Origin of the sequence: Kutzneria sp. CA-103260 (genome assembly GCF_018263855.1) — a bacterium.
Classification (GTDB): Bacteria; Actinomycetota; Actinomycetes; order Mycobacteriales; family Pseudonocardiaceae; genus Kutzneria.
This window is the reverse complement of record NZ_CP073318.1, coordinates 9558925-9576376: the sequence shown is the minus strand read 5'-3', so window position 1 is coordinate 9576376 and position 17452 is coordinate 9558925. Positions and strand designations below refer to the sequence as shown.

Genomic DNA, 17452 nt, shown 5'->3' with positions numbered 1-17452 from the left:
CGATTCTGGAAAATCTGTCTTGTTCGAAACAAGGCAGCGTGTTGTACTCGACGTGAGCCAGGTCATAGCCGCCCTGCTTCGGAGGTCTCCTTGCGCAAGCTCCTCGTCCCCCTGCTGGCCACACTCGGCCTGCTGGCCGGCACAGTCACCGCGAACGCCGCGCCGTCATCGGGCGTCAACGACTTCTCCTGTGCCCCCAGCACACAGCACCCGGAACCCGTCGTGCTGGTGCACGGTCTCGGCGCGAACGGCCCGGTCAACTTCGCAACCCTCGCCCCGACACTGGCCGCCAACGGCTACTGCGTCTTCTTCCTGACCTATGGCACCGGCATCCTGGGCCCGACCGTGGGCGGCCTGCGCCCGATGGAGGACAGCGCCGCGCAGCTGGACGCCTTCGTGGACGAGGTCCAGGCGGCCACGCACGCCGCCAAGGTCGACATCGTCGGCCACTCCGAGGGCAGCACCGTGCCGGCCTACTACCTGAAGTTCCTCGGTGGCGCGGCCAAGGTGACCCACTTCGTGGGCTTCGGCGCCAACTACGCCGGCACGTCGCTGGACGGTCTGGCCACGCTGGCCAATCTGCTGCACCTCGGCCCGGCGCTGACCGGCGTCGGCTGCGCGGCCTGCGCCGAGTACCTGCCCGGCTCAGCCTTCCTGACCAAGCTCGGCGCCGGCGGCGTGGCCGTGCCCGGGCCGACGTACACCAACATCGTCTCCAAGTACGACACCGTGGTGACCCCGTACACCAGCGGCGTGTTCACCGCGCCCAACGCCACCCACATCGTGATCCAGGACGGCTGCCCGGTGGACTTCACCGGCCACCTCGGCCAGGCCGTCGACCCGAACGTTGCGTCACTCGTGCTCAACGCCCTTGACCCGAGCAGCCCCGTCCACTGCCAGCCGTTTTTTGACGCAGGGGCCTGAATTTCGCCGTTCGCTCTTCCGTAGCACGGGGCCGGCGGTCTATCGTCACGACGCTTGAGAGCGCTCTCACAGTGTCGTGTTCCGGCAGACCCTGCCCCTGCTCGGAGGTGCTCAGATGAGGATCCCGCTGCTACGCGCCTTAATCGGTGCAGTAGCCCTGACCACGGCGATTACCCTGCCCGCCGCCGCGGCCACCGACTACACCCAGTCCGTCACCCAGGTCAGCGCCAGCTCGGCGCGGATCGACTTCACGCCGACCACGGCCTCGCTCTATGTGGACGTGCACTACACCGGCGTGCCCGGCATCGGCCAGCAGAACGTCCGGATGACCAACAACGCCGGCACCTGGCAGTGGACCGTCAACGGCCTGTCCAACGGCACCGCCCTGGACTACTGGTTCACCTACGAGAAGAGCGGGCCCCAGTACGACACCCCGCACTTCAGCTACACCCAGGGCGGCAGCAGCACGCCGGCCGCCGCCGCCCCGACCTTCAGCCCGCCCGGCGGCAGCTACACCACCGCCCAGACGGTGACCATCGCCACGGCCACCGCCGGCGCCACCATTCGGTACACAGTGGACGGTTCGACGCCGACGGCGAGCTCGCCGCAGTACACGAGCCCGATCACCGTGTCGTCCAGCCAGACCGTGAACGCCATCGCCGTCGGCTCCGGCCTGGCCAACTCGCCGGTGGCCAGCGCGGCGTACAGCATCGGCGCCACGTCGGCGACCTGCCCGACCCAGTCCGACACGCCGAACTTCGGGCCGAACGTGCACATCTTCGACCCGAGCATGTCGGCCGCGACCATCCAGTCGCAGCTCGACGCCGACTTCAACGCGCAGAAGGACACCCAGACCGCGCAGTTCGCCGAGCGGCGGGTGGCCGAGCTGTTCAAGCCCGGCACCTACGGCGTGAACGACAACGTCGGCTTCTACACCTCGGTCGCCGGCCTCGGCCAGAACCCCGACGACGTCACCATCAACGGGCACGTCACGGTCGACGCCTTCAACGCCTCCGACGCCGGCAACGCCACCCAGAACTTCTGGCGCTCGGCCGAGAACATGGCCGTCAACGCCACCGGCGGCGACCGCTGGGCCGTCGCGCAGGCGGCGCCGTTCCGGCGCATGGACGTCCGCGGCGACCTCCAGCTCTACCCGGCCAGCTACGGCTGGGCCAGCGGCGGCTACGTCGCCGACACCAAGGTGTCCGGCCAGACCGCGTCGATCTCCCAGCAACAGTGGTACACCCGCGACTCCAGCTTCGGCAGTTGGTCCGGCGGCGTGTGGAACATGGTGTTCTCCGGCGTGAACGGCGCGCCCGCCAACACCTTCCCGACCCCGCCGGAGACGACCCTGGGCACCACCCCGGTGTCGCGGGACGTGCCGTACCTGTACCTCGACGGCACCGGCAAGTACCGGGTGTTCCTGCCTTCCCTGCGCACCAACGCCTCCGGCCCGAGCTGGGCCAGCGGCAGCACGCCCGGCAGCTCGCTGCCGATGAGCCAGTTCTACGTGGTCAAGGCCGGTGACACGGCGTCGACCATCAACGCGGCGCTGAACTCCGGCTGCAACCTGTTCTTCACGCCCGGCGTCTACCACCTCAACCAGACGCTGAACGTCACCAAGGCCAACACCGTGGTGCTGGGCATCGGCTACCCGACCCTCGTGCCGGACAACGGGGTCAACGCCATGCAGGTGTCCGATGTGGACGGCGTGCGGCTCAAGGGCCTGCTGTTCGACGCCGGCACCACCAACTCGGCCGCGCTGCTCACCGTCGGCCAGTCCGGCTCCTCGGCCGGTCACGCGTCCAACCCGACCTCGATCCAGGACGTGTTCTTCCGGGTCGGCGGCGAGGTCGCCGGCAAGGCCACCGCGAGCCTGATCGTCAACAGCGCCAACACGCTGATCGACCACATCTGGGCGTGGCGGGCCGACCACGGCAACGGCGGCACCGTCGGCTGGACCACCAACACCGCCGACAACGGCGTGATCGTCAACGGCGACAACGTGCTGGCGACCGGGCTTTTCGTGGAGCACTACCAGAAGTACGAGGTGACCTGGAACGGCCAGGGCGGCCGGACCATCTTCTTCCAGAACGAGATGCCCTACGACGTGCCCAACCAGGCCGCCTGGATGGCACCGAGCGGGGTGAACGGCTACGCCGCCTACAAGGTCGGCGCGAACGTCACCTCGCATGAGGCCTGGGGTCTGGGCAGCTACAACTACTTCAACGTCAACCCGGCCGTGAACGCCTACCACGCCTTCGAAGTCCCCAACAACGCCGGCGTGAAGTTCCATGACCTGCTCACGGTTTCCCTGAACTACCAGGGCACCATCACCCACATCATCAACGACACCGGCGCGGTGACCCCCTCCGGCACCACGCCAAGCAACCTGGTCAGCTACCCCTGACAGAGCTTGTGGGTCTCCAAGACCCACAAACCCCCTCCGCAGTGGTCGCTAACCGCCACAAACCCCGCGAGGTTTGTGGCGGTTAGCGGTGTCGATCGCCCAGGTTTGCAGGTCTTGGAGACACTCAAACCTGGTCAGCGGAAGTCGCGGGAGGTGGAGGGCACGCGGATGTCCAGGTGCCGCAACTGGTCAGCCTGCAGGCTGAGCACGCCCTCCACCTTCTCCAGCACACCCCGCACCACCACGGCCGAGCTGGTGCGGGCGATCCGGCGGTAGCGCCGCCACAGTCCCTCGGTGCACACCACGTTCACCATGCCGGTCTCGTCCTCCACGTTGAGGAACGTGACGCCGCCGGCGGTCGCCGGCCGCTGCCGGTGGGTGATCGCCCCGCCGACCAGCACCCGGGTCTTGTCGTCCACTTTGGACAGATCCGCTACCGGGATCGCCCCCATCCGGCGCAGGTGCTCGCGGACGAACTGGATCGGGAAGCTGTCCGGCGAGACTCCGGTGGCCCACACGTCGGCGGCGGCGATCTCGATCTCGTCCATGCCGGGCAGCATCGGGGCGTCGGTGCCGACCACGGTTCCGGGCAGCCGGCCTGCTCGTTCCCGTGCCGCCGCGCCGGCGGCCCACAGCGCCGCACGGCGTTCCAACCCCAGGCTCTTGAACGCGCCCGCGGTGGCCAGCGCCTCCAGTTGCGGCGTGGTCAGCCCGGTCCGACCGGCCAGGTCGACCATGCCGCGATACAGCCCGTTGTTCTCCCGCTCCTCGACGATCCGTTCGGCCAGCTTGTCGCCGATAGTGCGGATCGTGCCGAGGCCGAGCCGCACAGCCGGCCCGGGATGCTCCAGGTTGGCGTGCGGCAGGCTGACGTTGATGTCCGGCCCGTGCACGGTGACGCCGTGCCGGCGAGCGTCCGCGACCAGCGACTGCGGCGAGTAGAAGCCCATCGGCTGGGCCCGCAGCAGCGCCGCGCAGAACGCCGCCGGGTGGTTCAGCTTCAGGTACGCCGAGGCGAACACCAGGTGCGCGAAGCTGAGCGCGTGACTCTCCGGGAAGCCGAAGTTGGCGAACGCCAACAGCTTCCGGAAGATGTCGTCGGCCAGCTCGCCGGTGATGCCGTTGACCGCCGCACCGGCGTAGAAGCGCTCCCGCAGCCGTTCCATCCGCTGTGTGGACCGCTTGGCCCCCATCGCCCGGCGCAGCTCGTCGGCCTCGGCCGGGGTGAAGTCGGCGACGTCCACCGCCATCTGCATCAGCTGCTCCTGGAACAGCGGCACGCCAAGGGTCCGCTCCAGCGCGGGTTCCAGCAGCTTGTGGTCGATCTTGACCGGTTCCAGCCCATTGCGCCGCCGGATATAGGGATGCACGGAGCCGCCCTGGATCGGGCCGGGCCGGATCAGCGCCACCTCCACCACCAGGTCGTAGAACTTGCGCGGCTTCAACCGGGGCAGGGTCGCCATCTGCGCGCGGCTCTCCACCTGGAACACGCCCACGGTGTCGGCCTTGCACAGCATGTCGTAGACCTTCTGGTCCTTCAGGTCCAGTGTGGACAGATCGACCTTCTTGTTCTCGAACTCCCACACCAGGTCCACGGCGTAGTGCAGCGCGGACAGCATTCCGAGTCCGAGCAGGTCGAACTTGACCAGACCGGCCAGCGCGCAGTCGTCCTTGTCCCACTGCAGCACCGACCGGTTCTCCATGCGGGCCCACTCCACCGGGCAGACCTCGCTCACCGGCCGGTCGCAGATCACCATGCCGCCGGAGTGGATGCCCAGGTGCCGCGGGAAACCCTCCAGCTGGTTGGCCAGCTCCACCACCAGGTCCGGGATGTCGTGCTCCCGATCCGCTTCGGCCTCCTTCTGGTCCGCCGATTTCCGCAGGGGACCCCAGCGGTCGATCTGCTTGGTCCACGCGTCCTGCTGCCCCGAGGAGTAGCCGAGCGCGCGGGCCATGTCGCGGACGGCGAACTTGGCCCGGTAGGAGATCACGTTGGCCACCTGCGCGGCGCAGGTCCGGCCGTACTCGCCGTAGACGTACTGGATGACCTCCTCGCGGCGGTCGGACTCGATGTCCAGGTCGATGTCCGGCGGCCCGTCCCGGGCCGGCGCGAGGAACCGTTCGAACAGCAGGTTGTTCTCGACGGCGTCGACATTGGTGATGCCCAGCGCGTAGCAGACCGCCGAGTTGGCCGCCGATCCCCGGCCCTGGCAGAGGATGTCGCTGCGGCGGCAGAACTCCACGATGTTCCAGACGATCAGGAAGTACCCCGGGAACCCCAGGTCGCTGATCACCTTCAGCTCGTGCTCGATCTGTTCGTACGCCTTCGGTTTGGCGCTGCGCGGACCGTACTTCCCACGTGCGCCACGCATCGCGAGCAGGCGCAGGTAGCTGTTCTCGCTGTGGCCCGGCGGCACCGGGAACGGCGGCAGCTTCGGGGCCCTCGGCTTGAGCTCCAGGTCGAAGGCACACTGCACGCCCAGGATGGCCGCGTTGTGCACGGCCTCGGGGTAGCGGTGGAAGCGGGCCATCATCTCCTCGCCGGTGCGCAGGTGCGCGGCGCTGGAGGCCGGCAGCCAGCCGGCCATCTCGTCCAGGCTGCGCCGCGCCCGCACCGCCGCCAGCGCGTTGGCCAGCCGCCGTCGGTCCGTGGTGGCGAAGTGCACGTTGTTCGTCGCCACGTACTTCACGCCGCACTTGCGGGCCAGCTCCACCAGTGTGTCGTTGCGGTCGGTGTCCTCCGGCATCCCGTGGTCGGTCAGCTCCACGAACACGTTTCGCTGGCCGAACAGGGAAATCAGCCTGCGCAGCTCGCGTTCCGCTCCCTCCGGGCCCTCACGGTCGAGCGCCGTGCGCACGGTTCCCTTGCGGCAGCCCGTGAGCACCGCCCAGTTGTCTTTCGCCTCGGCCGCCAGCATGTCCAGGTCGTAGTCCGGGCGACCCTTCTCGCCTCCCTTGAGCTGGGCGTGCGTGATGCACCGGCACAACGCCGCGTAGCCGTCGGGGTTTCGGGCCAGCACCAGCAGGTGGTTGCCCTCCGGATCGGGAACCCCGTTCTGCGGCACGGAAAGGCCGAGGCTCAGCTCCGAGCCGAAGATGGTCCGGATGCCCACTTCCTTGGCCGCCTCGGCGAACCTGATCACCCCGTACATGCCGTCGTGGTCGGTGAGCGCGATCGCGTCCAGCCGCATCCGGCCCGCCGCCTCGATCAGCTCGTCGGGATGACTGGCCCCGTCCAGGAAGCTGAAGTTGGAGTGGCAGTGCAGCTCCGCGTACGGCACCCGCTTGCGCTCGCCGTACACCGTCGTCTCCGGCGACACCTGCGCCGGCATGTCCCCCGGCTTCTCATAGCCGTCCCGCTTGCGGCTGTACCCCGGCGCGTCACCCCCGTCCGGAATCTCCCCCGGCCGCCCCGACAGGGTCCGCTCAAGGTCGCGCCAGCGGATCGGCGGATTGTTCCAGCCCACGCGACACACCTCCCGAACTCACGTTCGACTATGCGTCCCTGAGCTTGAGGTGTCAAGCCGGCCGACAGCAGAAACCGCAGGTAGCGACGCTGCGACAGCAGGTCACCGCCCCGCCCGGCCGCCCACTCGCGTCCCCTGGTTCCCTGTCCTGCTCCCCACTCCCACGCCGTTGCGGCCCCCTGTTCACCGTCTCTCGTTCCCTCCCCCTGCCCCCATGATCACCGCAGGTCAGCGCCTTTTTGCCGGGATCCTGCCGATTTCCCCAGCGCGGCTGGGAAAATGAACCGGTGGAACTCGTGAACGACCCCCTGCCGATCACCGTGGCCACCGAGGACGGAGCCCTGCTGTCCGGCCCGACCGAGCCGACCCTGCGTGCCCTGCTGGACCGGCTCGGCGGCGTCGGCGACCGGTTCGCGGTGGCCGAGCGTGAAAACGGCGCATATCTGCAAACCTGGCGCGAGGCCGACAGCCCGTTCCTGGTCGAGCGGCGCGACGGCGAGGAGCTGTGGACCGAACTGGACGAGCCGGCCGAGGTAGCAGAACTGTTTGTGGCCTGGGCCCGCGGCGAGGCCTGGCCGCGGGACTACAGCTGGCAGTCGGCCACGCTGCCCGAAGGGGCAGATTCGTAGCAAACCGTTGTGTCCCAGCACATATTCGTTGAATGGGGCACACCAGAGTGTGGGTGGTCGCCGGCGTGCTGGCCTTGCTGGCCGCCGGCCCCCCGAAATCGGCCTGGTCATTGGCGGTTTCCTTTTCGCCCCAACGAGTTGTAATCCGGCCATCACGGTCGGTCTGGCCGAGACCTCGGTGCGGCTGCCGGCGGCCCGCTGACTCACACCCTCCCGAACACCAGACTCCCGGGCGCATCCGGGTTGTCGCCGGCCCAGAACTCCGTCCACAGCTCGGCGAACTCCTCCCGGGACAGGTGGCCGTCGCCGTTCAGGTCCAGGATCGGGAAGATGCCGTCGATATCCGTGGCCCTGCCGGTCCACGCCTCGATCGCCTGGCGGTACTCCGCCGCCGATATCTGACCGTCGGCGTTCTCGTCGACGGCGTCGAACATCGCGTCCGCGGTGCCGATGACGGCCGCGGGCTGCGCGCTCAGGCCGTCCACCACCAGCAGCACCTCGTCCAGACTGACTTTGTGGTCACGATTGCGGTCAGACACGGCCAACAGCGTCTGCCACCAGCCCATCATGACCGCGCTCAACTGCTCGTGTCCCGCGGTTCCCGAGGCCCAGCCCCGGATCCCGGTCCACCGGTCGGTGAGCGCGCGGAAGTCCTGTTCGGTCAGAAAGCCGTCCCCGTCGACGTCCATCGCGGTGAAGACGCCGGCGACCTTTCGGCGTTGGAAGTCGCTCGACATGGCGTCCAGGCTGACATTCGGCCCAGTTGCCGACAATCAGCCGAAAGCCTGGTGCAAACGGGTTACCTTCGAGGGTGTGCTGAGTCGAGCCCTGACCGAGTCCGACCTCCGACCGCTGCCGTCCCGGGCTGTGGATCTGCTGGTCAGCCTGGACGCCCCACCTCGGCTCGCCGCCCACCTGCGCGCCGTGCACGACGTCGCCTGGCAGCTCGCCGACTGGTTCGCCGATCGGCTACCCCTCGACCGCGCCGCTGTCCTGTTCGGCGCGGCCACCCACGACATCGGCAAAGTCGTTCACGTCGAGGAGCTGTCCGGCCCCGGGCGCCGGCACGAAGCCGCTGGCAGGGATCTGCTGCTCGCCCACGGCGTCGAGCCGGAGCTGGCCCGCTTCGCCGCCAGCCATGCCTCGTGGACCGCGCCGGGCATCAGCGCCGAGGAGCTCGTGGTGAGCCTGGCCGACAAGATCTGGAAAGCCAAACGAGTTCCGGATCTTGAGCAGCTGGTCGTCGCACGGCTTGGTGGTGAGCCCTGGGAAGCGTTCATGGCCCTGGACGACGAGCTCGACCGTATCGCCGGCGGCGCGGACCAACGTCTGGCCTTCCAGTCCTCATACCCGATCTGAGGGATGCACAGTTCCCGATCGATCGTCGGGTTTCCCGGTTTGCCCGGGAAAAACGCCCGGACGACGTGGGGGCTCGCTCCGATGATTCCCGCCGTTCCCCGCGGATAGCTTGATGCCGCTCGGTCTTACTGGGGAAAGGGAAGAGAGAAATGACTGCTCGTAACAAGATTGCCGCCGCGGTTGCCGCCCTCGGCCTGATCACGTGCGCGACGCTCACCTCCGCCGGCACGGCCGGCGCGGCTCCGGCGGGGCCGGGCGCGGTGCTGACGAAGGCGACCGTCTTCTTCCACACCAACAACGAGGACAAGGACGACGACACTCACGTCACGCTGTGGGTGCGGGACAAGAACAACACCACCGCGGCCTTCATCTCCAACGACTTCGCCCACTTCGACGACAACTCGGACAACGGGCCGTACTCGCTGCAGATCACCAACCAGAGCAGCTGGGACCTGCTGAACCAGGGCACGTCCACGATCCGCATCGACCCCAACGGCCATGACACGTGGCGCTTCGACATCCACGTCGACCTGATGTTCTCGGACGGCTCGCACCTGAGCACGGACGGCTTCGGCGCCTCCCTCAGCCAGGACCGCCGCCAGCAGACCTGGGGCATCGCGTAGTCGCGAAGTGAACGAGGGCGGGGAAGGAAACGCCTTCCCCGCCCTCGTTTCCGTCCGGCCACAAAGGACACCTGCCCGGCCGGCCTTCGTCACTCCATGGACGCGCGGGGCGCCGGGATCAGGATCTGCTGCCCGAACTCGCGGGCCGACCACGCCGGCAGGGCGGGCTGCCGGGTCGGCCAGGCCGGCTCGGTGAACCACGGGTCCGGCCTGGTCTCCCAGGACGCCGTCTCCCACTGGTCGTCGCTCATCTAGTCGTACACCCCTTCCACCGCCCATCCCCGGCCCTCGCGGACCAGTAGCAGCGCGGTCTGTTCGACTCCGTCCAGCAGCACCTGGAGCCGGGCCCGGCGACGCCCGCCGGACGGCTCCCACCACGACTCCTCGGCCGCCCACGGCCCGGCCCACGCCACCACCGGCCGTGCGGGCCCTCCGGCCACGGACACCGCCGACGGCCGGGCGGTGAGCCGCTGCCGGGCGCTGACGCCGACCGGGGCCGCCGAGGCGTCGAGCACCTCGGCGGCCACCGGTGCGGCCGGCACGGTCGCCGGGGACGGCGCGGGCAGCCGGCCCGGCCACGGTGCATCCGGATCGGCGCCGGGCAGGCGTTCCTCGCCCCACGGCACCAGCCGGACCCGGTCCGATGGCCCGCGTCCGCCACCGAGCACGCCGGTGACCACGCCATCGGGACCGAGCAGCCCCTGCACCCTGACCAGGGCCCGACTGGCGCGTTCCGCCCCGGTTCCCGGATCCTCCCGACCCCCGTGCCACAGCCCCAGCTGCAGCGCGGTGGCGTCGACCACCTCGACGGGGTCCAGCCACAGCTTGGTGATGCCGGAACTGGGCCGGGCCGAGGGCGCGGCCCGCAGCCACCCGTCCAGCTGCCAGCGCACCCGGTCCGCGATGCCGGTCGGGGTGAGCGGCTCGGCGCAACGCCACACCCTGCCCAGCTCCTCACCGTTTCCCGTGCTCGCGTGGACGCCGAGCCGGGTGCAGGCCAGCCCCCGGGCCGCGAGCTTCTCGTGCAGCAGCTCCGCCAGCGCACGCGCCGCGAACGCGGCCGCGTCCACGCGGTCTAGCGGTGGATCGGGCGAATGCGTTACCGAAAGCTCGGGTGGTGTTCGTCTCCTGGCCGGCGGCCGTTCCTCCAGGCCACGGGCCAGCCGGTGGGTCGCCACCGCGTCCGCGCCGAACCTGGAGGCCACGTCCCGCTCGCCCAGCGCCGCGTACGCCCCGAGCGTGCGCAGCCCGAGCCGCTTGAGCAGGTCCACGAAGTCGGCGCGGTCCGGGCCGCCGGGCGGGCTCAGCTCCAGGGTGCTCAGCGGGGCCAGGAACGCCGCGCTGCCCCCGGCCGGCACCAGCATTCCGCGCCGGGCCGCCAGCGTCGCCGCGAACAGGCCGTCAGCCACGCCGATCTGGCACTCCAGGTCGCACTCCGCCGCCACCTGGTCGATCAGCCGCTCCGCGACCGCCTCCTCCGAGCCGTAGTAGCGGACCGGTCCGCGCACCGGCAGCGCCACGATGCCCGGGCGCACCACCTCGATGCCCGTCGCCAGCTTCTCCACCGCCGCCGCCACCGGCTCGAACACCCGGGCGTCGCGCGCCGGATCCTCCTCGAACACCGCCAGCTCCGGGCAGCGCCCCTGGGCGCTGCGCTTGCGGTCCCCGCGCCGGATGCCCTCCGCCCGGGCCACCGCCGAGCAGGCGATGACCCGGTTGTTGGCCAGCACCGCCGCCGGCACGTCCGACGCCAGGCCGGCTGCCTTGGTCGCGGCCAGCACCGGCCAGTCCGGGCACCACACCACCAGCGTGCGCACCGCCGTCACGAGACCACCTGCCGCAGCCGGGGCTGGTCGGTGGGCCGGGGCTCGGGCTTGTTCGAAGCCACCGTCAGGTCGGGTCGATCCGTGGGCAGGTCGACCATGTCGCCGCCGGGCAGGGTGAGCCGGACCTGGTTGCCCCGGGCCGCGGAGCCACGGCCACGGGACCTCACGGTCAGCTCCCGCGCGCGAAGACGGCCGTGGCCATCGGACAGGCCGTGCCAACGGCCGCTGCCTTCGAGTTCGAGGTCGGCGCCGGGCCAGTCGCCGACGGGGAGGAGCACGGAGCCGCGGTGACGGGCCCGGGCGGAGAGCCTGCGGGCGTCGGCGGCGCGGGGCTGCTCGGCCACGGCCACCAGGTCGAGGCCGTCGAGCAGGGCGGCGGTGACGGAGACCAGCTCGGGACCGGGAGCGGGCACGAGGGCCAGCCGGTGCACGACCACGCCGAGTTCGGCCGCGGCCACCAGGCCGAGATCGGGCAGGCCCACCACGGCCGCCCAGGAACCTTCGGCCGTGGCAGCGGCCAGCAGCGCGAGCAACAGCGTGGTGGACCCGCGCACCACCACGGTGCTCCCGCGCCGCAGGCCGCCCCACGGCAACAGGCCGGCCAGTCCTTCCAGGACCGGCAAAGCCTTCCCCATCGTTGGCGCCTGGGCCAGCTCGCTGGCTGCGCTCACCCCGTTGAGCGCGGTCAACGACGCCGTTGCCGACCCGGACACCAAGCCACCTCCTCACCCACTGCCGAGACCGCGTGCGCACCCCTGCACCAGCGGCCCGCCGTGGGGAAGACGGCGGTTGTCGAGTTGACCGGACCCCGATCCGACCACCTCCCGGTTCGAACTGACGTTCGAACCGATGGGCTAAGTACACACCACCGCGACAGTGGCCGTCAAGCGCTGGAGACACGCCTATGGAGTGATCATCCAGACACCCGTGAGTGATCGGGAGCACACTGGCTACAGCTCACCCGAGTGGGAGGTCGTGATGGCGATGGAGCCCACACCGAACGCGATGACAAACGCCTGGAACGACTCGCTGGCGCGCTATCGGCGCCACGCGGCCGAGGTGCTCACGACGCACCAGTGCATGGACACCAGCTGCGCCGTCTGCGGCCAGCAGTGGCCGTGCAAGGCGGCGTGCGCGGCGGAGTTCGTGCTGGAGCTGAGAGACATGCAGTGAAGGGGTCCTTCCTGGCGTTGAACGCCAGGAAGGACCCCTTCACGACACCGACTAATGGGCGAAGTGCCTCGTGCCCGTGAGGTAGAGGGCGACGCCGGCCGCTTCGGCGGCGGCGATGACCTCGGCGTCACGGACCGAGCCGCCGGGCTGGACGACGGCCTTCACGCCGGCGTCCAGCAGCACCTGCAGGCCGTCCGGGAACGGGAAGAAGGCGTCCGAGGCGGCGACCGAGCCCTGGGCGCGGTCGCCGGCCCGGGCGACGGCCAGGCGGGCGGCGTCGACCCGGTTGACCTGTCCCATGCCGGCGCCGACGGTGGCCCCGGCGTGCGCGAGCAGGATGGCGTTGGACTTCACGGCCCGGCAGGCCCGCCAGGCGAAGTGCAGGTCGGCGAGGGTCTCGTCGTCCACGGCGGCGCCGGTGGCCAGGGTCCACTTGGCCGGGTCGTCGCCGTCGGCCTCGATGGTGTCCACGGTCTGCATCAGCAGCCCGCCGGACACGGCCCGGAACTCGGCCCCGCCGCGCACCGGCGGCTGGGCGACCAGGATCCGCACGTTCTTCTTGCGCGCCAGCACGTCCACCGCACCGTCCGCATAGGACGGAGCGACCACGACCTCGGTGAAGATCTCCGCGACCTGCTCGGCCATCTCCACGGTGACCTCGCGGTTGGCCGCGATCACGCCGCCGAAGGCGCTGACCGGGTCGCAGGCGTGGGCCTTGCGGTGGGCGTCGGCGATGTCCTCAGCGACGGCGATGCCGCACGGGTTGGCGTGCTTGATGATGGCCACGCACGCGGCGGTGTGGTCGTGGGCGGCACGCCACGCGGCGTCGGCGTCCACGTAGTTGTTGTACGACATCTCCTTGCCGTGCAGCTGCTGCGCGGTGGCCAGCCCGCCACGGCCGTCGCCGGAGACGTACAGCGCGGCCTTCTGGTGCGGGTTCTCGCCGTAGCGCAGCACGGCGGACCGCTCCCAGGTGGCGCCGGCCCAGCCGGGGAAGCCCGAGCCATCGTCGTCGGGGGCGAGCACACTGCCCATCCACGACGCCACGGCCACGTCGTACGACGCGGTGTGCCGGTACGCGGCGGCGGCGAGCCGCTGCCGGTCGGCGAGCGTGAAGCCGCCGGCCCGCACGCTGTCCAGCACCCACTCGTAGCGGGCGGGGTCGACCACCACGGCGACACTGGGGTGGTTCTTGGCGGCGGCCCGCACCATCGCCGGCCCGCCGATGTCGATCTGCTCGACGCACTCGTCCGGGGCCGCGCCGGAGGCGACGGTCTGGGTGAACGGGTACAGGTTCACCACGAGCAGGTCGAACGGGGCGATGCCGAGCTCGTCGAGCTGCCGGAGGTGGTCGGGCTTGCGGGTGTCGGCCAGCAGGCCGGCGTGCACGCTCGGGTGCAGCGTCTTGACCCGGCCCTCCAGCGACTCCGGGAAGCCGGTCACCTGCTCGACCGGCACCACCGGCACGCCCGCGTCGGCGATCGCCTTGGCGGTGCCGCCGGTGGAGACGATCTCCACGCCGGCCTCGTGCAACCCGGTGGCCAGCTCCAGCAGTCCGGCCTTGTCCGAAACGCCGATCAGCGCGCGGCGCACGGGACGGCGCTGCGCGGTTCCTGCCTCGGTCACGGGATGCTCACCTTTCGTCCGTGAAGGGTCCAGCCCTCGCGGGCCAGCCGGGCGACCACGTCGACCAGCAGTCGCCGCTCCACCCTTTTGATGCGTTCGTGCAGCACGGCCTCGTCGTCGCCGACGTCGACCGGCACGGCTTCCTGAACCAGGATCGGCCCGGTGTCCACGCCCCGGTCCACCAGGAACACCGTGCAGCCGGTGACCCGCACGCCGTAGGCCAGCGCGTCCCGCACCGCGTGCGCGCCGGGGAAGGCGGGCGACAGCGCGGGATGCGAGTTGATGACGCGGTCGCCGAAGCGGTCCATGAACGGATCGCCGAGCAGCTTCATGAAGCCGGCGAGCACGATCAGGTCCGGGCGCAGCGTGTCAACCAGGTCGGCGAGCGCCCGGTCCCAGACGGCCCGGTCGGCGTGGTCGCGCAGCTTCACGACATGCGTGGCCACGCCGGCGCGCTCGGCGCGGGCCAGCCCCTCGATGCCGTCCCGGTCGGCGACGACGGCGACGATGTCCGCCGGGTAGTCGTCGGTCGCGGCGGCGTCCAGCAGGGCCTGCAACAGGGTGCCGGAACCGGAGACGAACACGACGACGCGGGCGCGGTGCAGAGTGCTCAGGGTCAACTCCTGGCGAGCCGGGTCACGGTCAGGGCCAGCGTAAGTGGTCGGGTTCGGGGGCTCACGCCCAGGTCCGGCTACTTGTCGCCGGGCCGGGCCGGCGAGTGATCCTCATCGCCGTCGGCCTCGGCGGCGGCGTCCTCGGCGGCCAGTTCGGCGTCCGCCTCGGCCTCCAGCTCGGCGATGATGTCGTCCTCGGCGGCGGCGTCGGCTTCGCTGTCGTTCTCGGGAACGGCGTGGCGGTCGGGCTCCCCAGCGTCGAGGTCGGTGTCGGGTTCGAGGTCGTCCTCAGGCTCAGAATCGGACTCGGCCTCAGGGGCGGCCTCGGTGTCGACATCGGGCTCGGGCTCGTCGACGTCTTCCTGGTCGGTGTCGGGTTCTTCCGCGAGGGCTTCCGTCGCGGCCTCGGGCTCGGTCGGGGACTCGGCTTCGGCACTGGCGTCGAGCTCGGGTTCCGGCTCCGGTTCGGCGACTGGCTTGGGTGAGGCAGCGACGGGAACCGGGCGCACGTTCCGTGCCGGCTTCGGGCCCGCGAGACACGCCACCAGCGCGGCCGGCACCAGCACCCAGCCCAGGGCCACCGCGCCGACCAGGCCGGCCGGCACCGTGACGGGGCTGAAGGCACCGCCGCCGAGCCGTCCACCGGTCAGGGCGGCCAGCAGGAACACGGTCGCGCCGACTATCGCCGCCGCGACGGCGACGGCGCGCAGCCGGCCCAGCGGCCGCGGTGCGATCCGCCGGGACGCCCAGCCCAGGAACACGCCGACCGCGAGCGGGACGATCATCAGGCCGAGCAGCGCCCGGCTCTGGTGCTCGGGCAGCGCGGCGAACAGCGGCACCGCCGGCGCCTTGGCGATGGTCAGGTGCAGCGGGGCGACCGAGAACGTGCCCATGGTGAAGCCGGGACCCATGGCGAAGGCCAGCGCGGCGACGATGGCGTTGGGCAGGTACGCGATGGTCAGCAGCAGCATGCCGAACTCGCTGCCCAGCTCGGACCCGCTCTGCTCGAAGATCGCGGTCGCCGTCGTCCAGTGCGCGACCAGGCCGAAGGCCAGCACCAGCGCGCCGGCCGCGGACATCGCCGCCACGCCGATCACGCCGGCCCGCAGGCCGCGGACCACCACCGGGTCCACCCGCGACAGCGCCGCGTCCAGCAGGCAGCACCGCCGCGCCACGCCGACCGTCGCGGCCAGCGCGGACAGCGCCCCGCAGCCGAAGAACGCCGCCGGCGGACTGGCCGTCACCGGCCCGGTCCGCAGCACCAGAGCGATGGTCACGCCGACGATCGCGTGCGCCGCGGCGATCGGGAGCACCACCAGCCGGGCCTGCGTCGGCTCGTGCAGGTGCAGCCGGGCCGCCGCCCGGTTCGCCGAGCGGGCGACCATGAGCATCAGCAGCGCCGTCGGCAGCAGCGGCAGCACCGCGAACGAATGCGTGCCCAGTCCCAGCGGCACGTGGTGGGCCGCCAGCCAGCCCGGGACGGCGGCCAGCAGCACGCCGGACACCGACAGCTGGATGTTGGAGGCCGAGGCGATGACCACCGCGAGCACCGTGGCGACCGCCGCGTAGCCGCCGACGATCGGCGCGACGGCGGCGTAGGCCAGCACCCGCACCCGGCTGTGGTTCTGACGGGACCGGGCCGGACGCCGCTCGGGCGCGGCGGGCCGGGCCTGGCTGGACTGGATGACCGGCACGGTCCCACTCTCGCATCCACGTTGCGACGTCAAGTGAGCGCCACGCCGAACACAGCCGGAACACCCCGGCTTCACGCGGAGTGACTGCCTCGGATGCAGTGAAGGGACCATTCCTGACGTTGAACGAGAGGAATGGTCCCTTCCAAACACATCAGCCTTGCCCATGGAGCGGGGTGGGCCGATGCTCGTTGGTTAGCCCTGGGGCGGGGTGGTGAAGCCGCTGGGCGGGGTGCCGGGCTGCTGACCTGGTTGCTGGCCGGGCTGCTGGCCGGGCTGCTGACCGGGCTGACCGCCGGGCGGGGTGCCCGGGGTGGACGGCGGCATCGGCGCGCTGAACTGGCCCGGGTGGGACATGAACTGCGTGGGCTGCGGCGCGGGGGCCTGCTGCTGCGGCGCCCCGAACTGGCCGGGCTGCACGACCTGGGTCGGCTGACCGGGCTGGCCCTGCTGGCCCGGCTGGGGCACGGCCTGGGTGGGCTGGCCGAAGCCAGCGAACGGGCCGCCGGGCTGCTGGCCGGGCTGGGGCTGCGGGAAGCCGCCGGTCTGCGGGCTCCACTGGCCGGGCTGCTGCGGCGGCTGGTACGGCTTGGGCGCGGGCGGCGAGACCAGGCCGGCCTCGACCAGGTAGCCGCCGACGGCCGCGACGGCGGTCAGCACGCCGAGGATCAGCAGCACGTAGGCGCCCCACGCGGTGGCGCCGGCGGTGAACACCGTGAACAGCAGCGGCAGCGTCACCGCGACGGCGACGAGGCCGGGCAGGATGCCGGGCTTGACCGGCTTGGGCAGCAGCACCTGGGCCGACAGGCCGCCGGCCAGCAGGTAGAGCGCCGGGATCCAGCCGAGGCCGGCGGCGTAGCTGGACACCGAGGGCGCGAAGGCGAAGAAGCCGGCCACGAGGACGAGCACGGACAGTCCCGCGGCGGCCATGTGTAGCAGCTTGTCGAGTTCCTGGGTCGCCGCCGCCGGCTTGGCCGGGGTCGGGGCCGGACCACCGGGTGGGAAGGTCATGGGTGTGCTCTCCCTAGGTCTGGACGGCGCGTTGTGAAAACGCTATCGGATTCACCCCGTAGGACGTATGCCGACCACGGAGGGTTCTCCCGATCGCCT

At 71.0% G+C, this 17452-nt stretch carries 15 protein-coding genes; 6 read left to right on the top strand and 9 right to left on the bottom strand.

Annotated elements, in window-relative coordinates:
- Positions 1-90 precede the first annotated feature (90 nt).
- Both JJ691_RS42720 and JJ691_RS42715 read left to right on the top strand, forming a co-directional pair.
- The gene (locus tag JJ691_RS42720; RefSeq protein ID WP_249227378.1) at positions 91-924 is read left to right on the top strand and encodes a serine aminopeptidase domain-containing protein; all 834 of its coding nucleotides are present in this window, start codon (positions 91-93) and stop codon (positions 922-924) included.
- A 115-nt stretch (positions 925-1039) separates the two neighbouring features.
- Positions 1040-3334: a chitobiase/beta-hexosaminidase C-terminal domain-containing protein gene (locus tag JJ691_RS42715; RefSeq protein WP_211765121.1), complete on the top strand. Its 2295-nt coding sequence runs from the start codon at positions 1040-1042 to the stop codon at positions 3332-3334.
- A 134-nt stretch (positions 3335-3468) separates the two neighbouring features.
- Here JJ691_RS42715 and JJ691_RS42710 read toward each other — a convergent pair whose 3' ends face one another.
- Positions 3469-6801 carry an error-prone DNA polymerase gene (locus JJ691_RS42710; protein WP_211765120.1) on the bottom strand — a complete coding sequence of 1111 codons (3333 nt, stop codon included), beginning with the start codon at positions 6799-6801 and terminating at the stop codon, positions 3469-3471.
- A 287-nt stretch (positions 6802-7088) separates the two neighbouring features.
- On the opposite strand from JJ691_RS42710, the gene JJ691_RS42705 reads away from it, so the two are divergent.
- Positions 7089-7430, top strand: coding sequence for a hypothetical protein (locus JJ691_RS42705; protein WP_211765119.1), 342 nt, complete (start codon positions 7089-7091; stop codon positions 7428-7430).
- A 203-nt stretch (positions 7431-7633) separates the two neighbouring features.
- Here JJ691_RS42705 and JJ691_RS42700 read toward each other — a convergent pair whose 3' ends face one another.
- Positions 7634-8167, bottom strand: a complete 534-nt coding sequence (locus JJ691_RS42700) for an EF-hand domain-containing protein (RefSeq protein WP_211765118.1) — start codon at positions 8165-8167, stop codon at positions 7634-7636.
- Positions 8168-8243: 76 nt separating this feature from the next.
- On the opposite strand from JJ691_RS42700, the gene JJ691_RS42695 reads away from it, so the two are divergent.
- Together JJ691_RS42695 and JJ691_RS42690 are read left to right on the top strand one after the other, a co-directional pair.
- Positions 8244-8789: an HD domain-containing protein gene (locus JJ691_RS42695; protein WP_249227377.1), complete on the top strand. Its 546-nt coding sequence runs from the start codon at positions 8244-8246 to the stop codon at positions 8787-8789.
- 149 nt (positions 8790-8938) lie between these two features.
- A complete protein-coding gene (locus tag JJ691_RS42690) occupies positions 8939-9412 on the top strand; it encodes a hypothetical protein (protein ID WP_211765116.1) in 474 nt (157 codons plus the stop codon).
- Between the two features lie 89 nt (positions 9413-9501).
- Here the strand turns inward: JJ691_RS42690 and JJ691_RS42685 are convergent, their stop codons facing one another.
- The 3 genes from JJ691_RS42685 to JJ691_RS42675 are packed head-to-tail and all read right to left on the bottom strand — an operon-like array spanning position 9502 to position 11951.
- On the bottom strand, positions 9502-9663 hold the full coding sequence (locus tag JJ691_RS42685) for a hypothetical protein (protein ID WP_211765115.1): 162 nt from the start codon (positions 9661-9663) through the stop codon (positions 9502-9504).
- A complete protein-coding gene (locus JJ691_RS42680) occupies positions 9664-11238 on the bottom strand; it encodes a DNA polymerase Y family protein (protein WP_211765114.1) in 1575 nt (524 codons plus the stop codon).
- A complete protein-coding gene (locus tag JJ691_RS42675; protein ID WP_249227376.1) occupies positions 11235-11951 on the bottom strand; it encodes a hypothetical protein in 717 nt (238 codons plus the stop codon). The genes JJ691_RS42680 and JJ691_RS42675 overlap by 4 nt, the downstream gene beginning before the upstream one ends.
- Before the next feature lie 292 nt (positions 11952-12243).
- Between JJ691_RS42675 and JJ691_RS42670 the strand changes: the two genes are divergently transcribed.
- Positions 12244-12411, top strand: a complete 168-nt coding sequence (locus JJ691_RS42670) for a hypothetical protein (protein ID WP_211765113.1) — start codon at positions 12244-12246, stop codon at positions 12409-12411.
- Between the two features lie 51 nt (positions 12412-12462).
- On the opposite strand, the gene purH is transcribed toward JJ691_RS42670, so the two are convergent.
- From purH to JJ691_RS42650, 4 genes are all read right to left on the bottom strand, one after another.
- Positions 12463-14037, bottom strand: a complete 1575-nt coding sequence (gene purH / locus JJ691_RS42665) for a bifunctional phosphoribosylaminoimidazolecarboxamide formyltransferase/IMP cyclohydrolase (protein WP_211765112.1) — start codon at positions 14035-14037, stop codon at positions 12463-12465.
- Complete coding sequence (purN, locus tag JJ691_RS42660) at positions 14034-14657, bottom strand: phosphoribosylglycinamide formyltransferase (RefSeq protein ID WP_249227375.1); 624 nt, start codon at positions 14655-14657, stop codon at positions 14034-14036. Before purN ends, purH begins: the two co-directional genes overlap by 4 nt.
- Before the next feature lie 71 nt (positions 14658-14728).
- On the bottom strand, positions 14729-16345 hold the full coding sequence (locus tag JJ691_RS42655) for a cell division protein PerM (protein WP_211765111.1): 1617 nt from the start codon (positions 16343-16345) through the stop codon (positions 14729-14731).
- Between the two features lie 192 nt (positions 16346-16537).
- Positions 16538-17353, bottom strand: a complete 816-nt coding sequence (locus tag JJ691_RS42650) for a DUF5336 domain-containing protein (protein WP_211765110.1) — start codon at positions 17351-17353, stop codon at positions 16538-16540.
- Positions 17354-17452: the final 99 nt, after the last annotated feature.

Excerpts from the sequence above, each read along its gene's own strand:
- JJ691_RS42715 (WP_211765121.1), top strand. The coding sequence starts at position 1,040 with ATGAGGATCCCGCTGCTACGCGCCTTAATCGGTGCAGTAGCCCTGACC.
- JJ691_RS42700 (WP_211765118.1), bottom strand. The coding sequence starts at position 8,167 with ATGTCGAGCGACTTCCAACGCCGAAAGGTCGCCGGCGTCTTCACCGCG.
- JJ691_RS42690 (WP_211765116.1), top strand. The coding sequence starts at position 8,939 with ATGACTGCTCGTAACAAGATTGCCGCCGCGGTTGCCGCCCTCGGCCTG.
- JJ691_RS42685 (WP_211765115.1), bottom strand. The coding sequence starts at position 9,663 with ATGAGCGACGACCAGTGGGAGACGGCGTCCTGGGAGACCAGGCCGGAC.
- JJ691_RS42670 (WP_211765113.1), top strand. The coding sequence starts at position 12,244 with ATGACAAACGCCTGGAACGACTCGCTGGCGCGCTATCGGCGCCACGCG.
- JJ691_RS42650 (WP_211765110.1), bottom strand. The coding sequence starts at position 17,353 with ATGACCTTCCCACCCGGTGGTCCGGCCCCGACCCCGGCCAAGCCGGCG.